The sequence below is a fragment of the Mesorhizobium sp. M1A.F.Ca.IN.020.06.1.1 genome (genome assembly GCF_004023265.1).
Classification (GTDB): Bacteria; Pseudomonadota; Alphaproteobacteria; order Rhizobiales; family Rhizobiaceae; genus Mesorhizobium.
This window is the reverse complement of sequence record NZ_RZSR01000286.1, coordinates 1-6,180: the sequence shown is the minus strand read 5'-3', so window position 1 is coordinate 6,180 and position 6,180 is coordinate 1. Positions and strand designations below refer to the sequence as shown.

General features: G+C 62.3%; 7 protein-coding genes. 5 read left to right on the top strand and 2 right to left on the bottom strand.

Annotated elements, in window-relative coordinates:
• Nucleotides 1-142: 142 nt before the first annotated feature.
• Both EOA60_RS14735 and EOA60_RS14730 read right to left on the bottom strand, forming a co-directional pair.
• Entirely contained in the window at nucleotides 143-1,231 is a 1,089-nt protein-coding gene (locus EOA60_RS14735) for a hypothetical protein (RefSeq protein WP_095823291.1), read from the bottom strand.
• Nucleotides 1,232-1,565: 334 nt separating this feature from the next.
• Nucleotides 1,566-2,177 carry a thymidine kinase gene (locus EOA60_RS14730; protein WP_066994253.1) on the bottom strand — a complete coding sequence of 204 codons (612 nt, stop codon included), beginning with the start codon at nucleotides 2,175-2,177 and terminating at the stop codon, nucleotides 1,566-1,568.
• Nucleotides 2,178-2,264: 87 nt separating this feature from the next.
• Here EOA60_RS14730 and EOA60_RS39700 point away from each other — a divergent pair, with 87 nt between their 5' ends.
• From EOA60_RS39700 to EOA60_RS14710, 5 genes are all read left to right on the top strand, one after another.
• Complete coding sequence (locus tag EOA60_RS39700; RefSeq protein ID WP_259979959.1) at nucleotides 2,265-2,387, top strand: hypothetical protein; 123 nt, start codon at nucleotides 2,265-2,267, stop codon at nucleotides 2,385-2,387.
• Between the two features lie 23 nt (nucleotides 2,388-2,410).
• Entirely contained in the window at nucleotides 2,411-3,346 is a 936-nt protein-coding gene (locus tag EOA60_RS14725) for a choline ABC transporter substrate-binding protein (protein WP_095823290.1), read from the top strand.
• 121 nt (nucleotides 3,347-3,467) lie between these two features.
• Nucleotides 3,468-4,322 (top strand): choline ABC transporter permease subunit, encoded by an 855-nt coding sequence (gene choW / locus EOA60_RS14720; protein ID WP_066994259.1) that lies wholly within the window; start codon nucleotides 3,468-3,470, stop codon nucleotides 4,320-4,322.
• Nucleotides 4,319-5,500 carry a choline ABC transporter ATP-binding protein gene (choV, locus tag EOA60_RS14715; RefSeq protein WP_095823289.1) on the top strand — a complete coding sequence of 394 codons (1,182 nt, stop codon included), beginning with the start codon at nucleotides 4,319-4,321 and terminating at the stop codon, nucleotides 5,498-5,500. Before choW ends, choV begins: the two co-directional genes overlap by 4 nt.
• A gap of 107 nt (nucleotides 5,501-5,607) precedes the next feature.
• On the top strand, nucleotides 5,608-6,180 hold a 573-nt coding region (locus EOA60_RS14710), incomplete at its 3' end, for an MBL fold metallo-hydrolase (protein WP_164899313.1).

Genomic DNA, 6,180 nt, shown 5'->3' with positions numbered 1-6,180 from the left:
GTGCCGGTAGAGCGGCGAGCGATCGTCGCGCATGAACAGTTCGAGCCCGCTCAGCGCTGCGGTGATGGCGAAGAAGTAGCGCGCCGCCGCTTCATTTTCGGGGGTCATGGCACCGCCGTGTCGAAGAATGCCGTCACACCGCCTACTGCTGCACGTAGTTCGCCGAATTGTGCTTCTTCATCACCTCGTCGAAGCGGCGGGCGAAGGCGTCGTCGGCGAGTTTCTTGCGGCGCTGGATGTCGGCGGTGGCCACCATATTCTTCTCGTGCATCTCCAAGAGATCGCCGATGTGCTTCTGCGAAGCGGCGCCGATGCCGGCCATCGTCTCCTCGGCCGTGTTGTCGACCTGGCTGCCCAGCGTGTTGATCTTGTGGGCAACGTCCTGCTGGGCGGCCGTCTTCAGCGAGTCTTCCAGAGCTTTGTAGAGCACGATGCGCTGCTCGGTGTCGATTGTCAGCTTGTTGATCAGCGTCGACTGCGCGGCGATCTGGTTGTTGAGGGAATCGACAAACGTCTGAAACATCGAGGTGTAGCGCTCCAGCGTCTGGCTTTCGGCCAGCAGCTCCTGCTCCTTGGCCTGCTTCTCGTTGTACTCGGTCGCCATCTTCGAACGCTCGCCCTCGAGCTGGGTGCGTTCCTTCTGGCTGGTCGAGGCGGCGATCTTGTTCTCGATGTCGAGCAGCATCGGGTTGAGTTCCTCGATGCGTTTCTGCACCGCCTCGAGATTGGTCATAGTCGCCTTACGGCGCTCGATCACCTGCGACAGGCTAGCTTCGGAGGTCTTGTAGCGCTGGTCGAGGATCTGCTTCTGGGCTTTCAGGATGCCGACGATGGTGTCCGATTTCGCCAGCAGCTCCTGCAAATTGCCGGCGAGCGACATGTTGCGCACTCGGTCGGTGCGCATGCGCTGCTTGCGCTGCTCGGAGAAGACGCCGACGAGATTTTCCCAGCCGGTGTAGCTCTTCATGCTCTCGAATTCGGCGCCGAAGACATTGGTGGCGTCCTCCAGCCCGATGATCAGGTCGGCGATATTGCCTTCCATGATCTTCTGCTGTTTCAGCACGTCCTCGATGCGGGCGTTCTCGAGGTCGAAATTGGCATCGCCGATCTTCCTGTCGGCCTGCGCGAGCGTGTCGAGCACGGTTCCGGACTGCTCGATCTTGGTGCGCATGTCCTCGACGACCTGCTTGGTCTTGGCAATTTCGGCATCGAAATTCTGCAACGTCGCCATAGGGGCCTCCCGCTTCGGCATCCGGTTTCGTGTCGCACGTCGCCGAATATATGTGGGGGCTCAAGGGATTGAAAGAAGGAAGACAGGGAGACATGGCAAAACAAAAGAATTGGCCAGGTCCTTGAAAGATAAGGCAAGCATGCTCATGCCGGAGTAATGCGCGCCGCCTTCAGGCAGCTTTAGCTGGTATGCCTTAAGCTCTTGTTTTTGCGGACAAGCTGCGGCGCTGGGAAGTGTGCAAATCTGTTGTGCCGAATCGTGGCAATCAAGCGGCCATCAGCCGGCCGATGGCAGCAATTGCCCAACTTAGTCGGAAGTCGCGAGGCTCCCCGTCTCAGTTGCGGGCAAAGCCGATGAAGTCGTCGGGCGCAGCCCTGCCCATTTCCTCTTCCCAGTGCCGGCGGCAGAGCGAGACATAGACGTCCTTGCCGATCGCCACCTGCTCGCCTTGCTTTGCCACCTTGCCGTCGGGACCGAGGCGAACGACCATCGTCGCCTTGCGGCCGCAGCGGCAGATGGTGCGCACTTCGCGCAGATCGTCGGCGATGGCGAGCAGCGCGCGCGAGCCGGAAAACAACTTGCCTTGGAAATCGGTGCGCAGGCCGTAGCACATGACCGGGATGTTCAGCCGGTCGGCGATGCGGGCCAACTGCCAGACCTGCTCCTCCTCGAGGAACTGCGCCTCGTCGACGAATATGCAATGCACGGTGGTGTGCTCATGATGCTCGGCGACGCGGGCGTAGAGATCGTCGCCGTCGCGGAACATCTCGGCCTCGGTCTCGAGACCGATGCGCGACGAGATCAGTCCCTTGTCGCCGTTGCGGTAATGGCCGGCGACGAACAGCATTGTCGTCATGCCGCGTTCGCGATAGTTGTAGGATGCCTGCAGGAGCATCGTCGTCTTGCCGGCATTCATCGTTGCGTAGTTGAAGTAGAGCTTGGCCATATGGGTGTTTAAGCTCAATTGCCGCGGGGCGGGGAAGGGGCCGCGGGCTCCTTCCACCAAAAAAGCGGGCCCGCCGGAAAGCGCGGCATGTCGCTGAATGGCAAGCGCGCGCCGTTGATCGCGGTGTGGAACCGCTTGAAACCGCATCAAAATGGTGTTTGGCTGGCGAAACAAGGCGGGCGCAAGAACCGTGACTTCGCGCCGCTTTAAAAAACCGCAATGGGAGAAAGTTCATGTCGCGTATGAAATCCTTCGTCGCCGGCCTCGGGCTGGCGGCGCTTCTGTCCACGACCGCGGCCTATGCCGGCGATCCGGCGAGCTGCAAGGCCGTGCGACTGTCCGATGTCGGCTGGACCGATATCCAGGCAACCACCGGGGTGGCTTCGGTGCTGCTCACCGCGCTCGGCTACGAGCCGCAGGTGATCCAGCTTTCGGTGCCGGTGACTTATGCGTCGCTGAAGAACAAGGACCTCGACGTCTTTCTCGGCAACTGGATGCCGTCGATGACCAATGACATCAAGGACTATACCGCCGACGGCTCGGTCGAGACGGTAAGCACCAACCTGACCGGCGCCGGCTACGGCATCGTCGTGCCGACCTATGTCGCGGATGCGGGCGTCAAGACACTGACCGATCTCGGCAAGTTCAAGGACAAGTTCAACGGCAAGATCTACGGCATCGAGGCCGGCAATGACGGCAACCGCATCATCCTCGACATGATCAAGAACCCGAAGGACAATCTCGAAGGCTTCGAGCTGGTCGAGTCCTCGGAAGCCGGCATGCTGACGCAGGCCGAGCAGTCGATGAAGAACAATGAGTGGATCGCCTTCCTCGGCTGGACGCCGCATCCGGTGATGGGCGCCATGAAGATCACCTATCTCGACGGGATGGGCGACAGCGGTTTCGGCGCCGCCACCGTCTATACCAACACGCGCAAGGGCTACACCGCCGAGTGCCCGAATGCCGGCAAGTTCATCTCCAACCTGAAATTCAATCTCGATATGGAAGGCGAGATGATGGACGCGATCCTGAAAGGCGGCGATGCCCAGACGGTCGCCACCGACTGGCTGAAGAAGCATCCGGACGCGATCGCGCCCTGGATCGCCGGCGTGACCACCTTCGACGGCGGCGATGCGGCTGCGGCCATCAAGACTGCGCTTGGGAGCTGAGCCGGCTTTGAGTCCGGCATGATCTCCGGAAAGGGGCAGCCGCTGGAAAAGGCTGCCCTTTTTCATATGCTGTGAGAAGGTGACCGCTCGGCAGGGGCGGCAAGGACCAAAGAGGGGAAAGATGGATCCGATCTCGAAATTTCTGGTCGCCTACAAGATTCCCATAGGTCCATGGGGCAAGGCCTTCTTCGGCTTCCTCACCGAAAATTTCGACACCGTCTTCAGGGCCTTTTCGAACGGCCTGAACTTCATCCTCGACGGGGCGGTGGACCTCCTGCTGATGCTGCCGCCGGTGCTGCTGGCGCTGGTCGTCGCCGTCATCGCCTGGTTCCTGCAACGCTCGCGGCCACTCGCCATCGGCGTCTTCATCGGCCTCATCTTCATCATCAACCAGAACCTCTGGAAGCAGACGGTGCAGACACTGGTGCTGGTGGTGGCCGCCGCCGCCATGGCAATGGCGATCGGCGTGCCGCTCGGCATCTGGGCGGCGCACAAGCCGAAGGTCTACCGCGTGATGCTGCCGGTGCTTGACCTGATGCAGACGCTGCCGACCTTCGTCTACCTGATCCCGGTGCTGACGCTTTTCGGGCTGGGCAACGCGCCCGGCCTCATCGTCACCATCATCTTCGTCATCCCGACGGCGGTGCGTCTCACCCATCTCGGCATCGTCTCGGTGCCCAAGGCGATCATCGAGGCGGGCGAGTCCTTCGGCGCCACCAAGAACCAGCTTCTGTGGAAGGTCGAATTGCCCTCGGCGCTGCCCACGATCATGGCGGGGCTGACCCAGTCGATCATGCTGTCGCTGTCGATGGTGGTGTTCGCGGCGCTGATCGGCGCCGGCGGTCTCGGCACCGAAATCAACCGCGCGCTGGGCTCCCGCAAGATCGACCTCGGGCTTGAAGCAGGCCTTGCCATCGTCGTGCTCGCCATCGTGCTCGATCGCATGACCCGCATCGGCGTTGGAGGCAAGAAATGACCGTCGCCGTCGATTTCAAGAATGTCGATATCGTCTTCGGTGCCGACCAGGCGAAATCCCTCGCGCTGATCGACCAGGGCGCAACCCGCGCCGAAATCCTCGAAAAGACCGGCAACGTGCTGGGCTGCGCCGGCGCCAACCTCACCGTGCATGAGGGCGAGATCTCGGTGCTGATGGGCCTTTCCGGCTCCGGCAAGTCGACGCTGCTGAGAGCCGTCAACCGGTTGAACGTGGTGTCGCGCGGCCAGGTGCTGGTCAATGACGGCGACCGCACGGTCGACGTCGTCACCTGCGACGAGCCGACACTGAGACGTCTGCGGCAGAAGCAGGTGGCGATGGTGTTCCAACAGTTCGGCCTGCTGCCATGGCGCACGGTCGAGGAGAATGTCGGCTTCGGTCTGGAGCTCGCCGGTGTGCCGGAGGCCGAGCGCAAGGCACGGGTACAGAAGCAGCTCCAGCTGGTCCATCTCGACCAATGGTCGAAGAAATACGCGCATGAACTGTCGGGCGGCATGCAGCAGCGCGTCGGCCTCGCCCGCGCCTTCGCCACCGAGGCGCCGATCCTGTTGATGGACGAGCCGTTCTCGGCCCTCGATCCGCTGATCCGCACCAAGCTGCAGGACGAGCTCCTGCAGCTCCAGGCGGCGCTGAAGAAGACCATCATCTTCGTCAGCCACGACCTCGAGGAGGCGCTGAAGATCGGCAGCCACATCACCATCATGGAAGGCGGGCGCATCGTCCAGACCGGCGCGCCGGAAGACATCGTGCTCAGGCCGGCCAACGACTATGTCCGCGACTTCATCGCCAATGTGAATCCGCTTTCGGTGCTCACCGCCTGGAACGTGATGCGCGACCGCCGCGATCTCGAGCAGGGGGAGAATGGCTGGGTCTGGCTCGACCGGCGCAAGACGACGCGCTTCAAGATCGACGAGCATGGCCTGGTGGCCGCGGCCGAACGCGACGGCAAGCCGGCGGTGTGGGTATCCTGCGCCGAGGTCGAGAGGCAGCCGGAGGAGGGTGCGCAGGTGTTCTGGGCCAATCCCGGCACGTCGCTGAAGACGGTGATGCTCGCCATGCACCGCTCGCAGACGGCACCGGTGGCACTGTTCGACGAAGGCTCGCGCTTCGTCGGCGCGATCGGCATCCGCGACGTGCTGAGCGCGGTGCTCAGGCGGTAGGAGCTCGGCCTTAGTTCAAGCATGAAGTGTTCGCTGGCGGTCACCTCATGCTTGTTCTAGACTTGGTCGGCAGCCGGGGTGGGCCGCTCGCGCATGGGGCCGATAAAATGATCTTCCGTCAGCTTTTCGATTCCGTTTCGGGCACTTATTCCTATCTCCTCGCCAGCCGCCGCGGCGGCGAGGCGCTGATCATCGATCCGGTGCTGGAGAAGGTCGAACGCTACCTGCAGCTGGTCAACGAGCTCGACCTCAGACTGGTCAAAGCGGTCGACACACATCTTCATGCCGACCACATCACCGGGCTCGGCGCGCTGCGCGACAGGACGCATTGCGTCACCGTGATGGGTGAGCAGACCAAGGCCGACGTCGTGTCGATGCGGCTTGCCGACGGCGACAAGCTTGCCATCGAGGGGCTGGCGCTGGACGTCGTCTATACGCCCGGCCACACCGACGATTCCTACAGCTTCGTCCTGCCGGACCGCGTCTTCACCGGCGACACGCTGCTCATTCGCGGCACCGGCCGCACCGACTTCCAGAACGGCGATCCGCGCCAGCAATACGAATCGATCTTCGGCCGACTGCTCAAGCTTCCCGACGAGACGCTGATCTTTCCGGCACACGACTACAAGGGCGAAACCGTGTCGACGATCGGCGAGGAAAAGGCCTTCAATCCGCGCCTG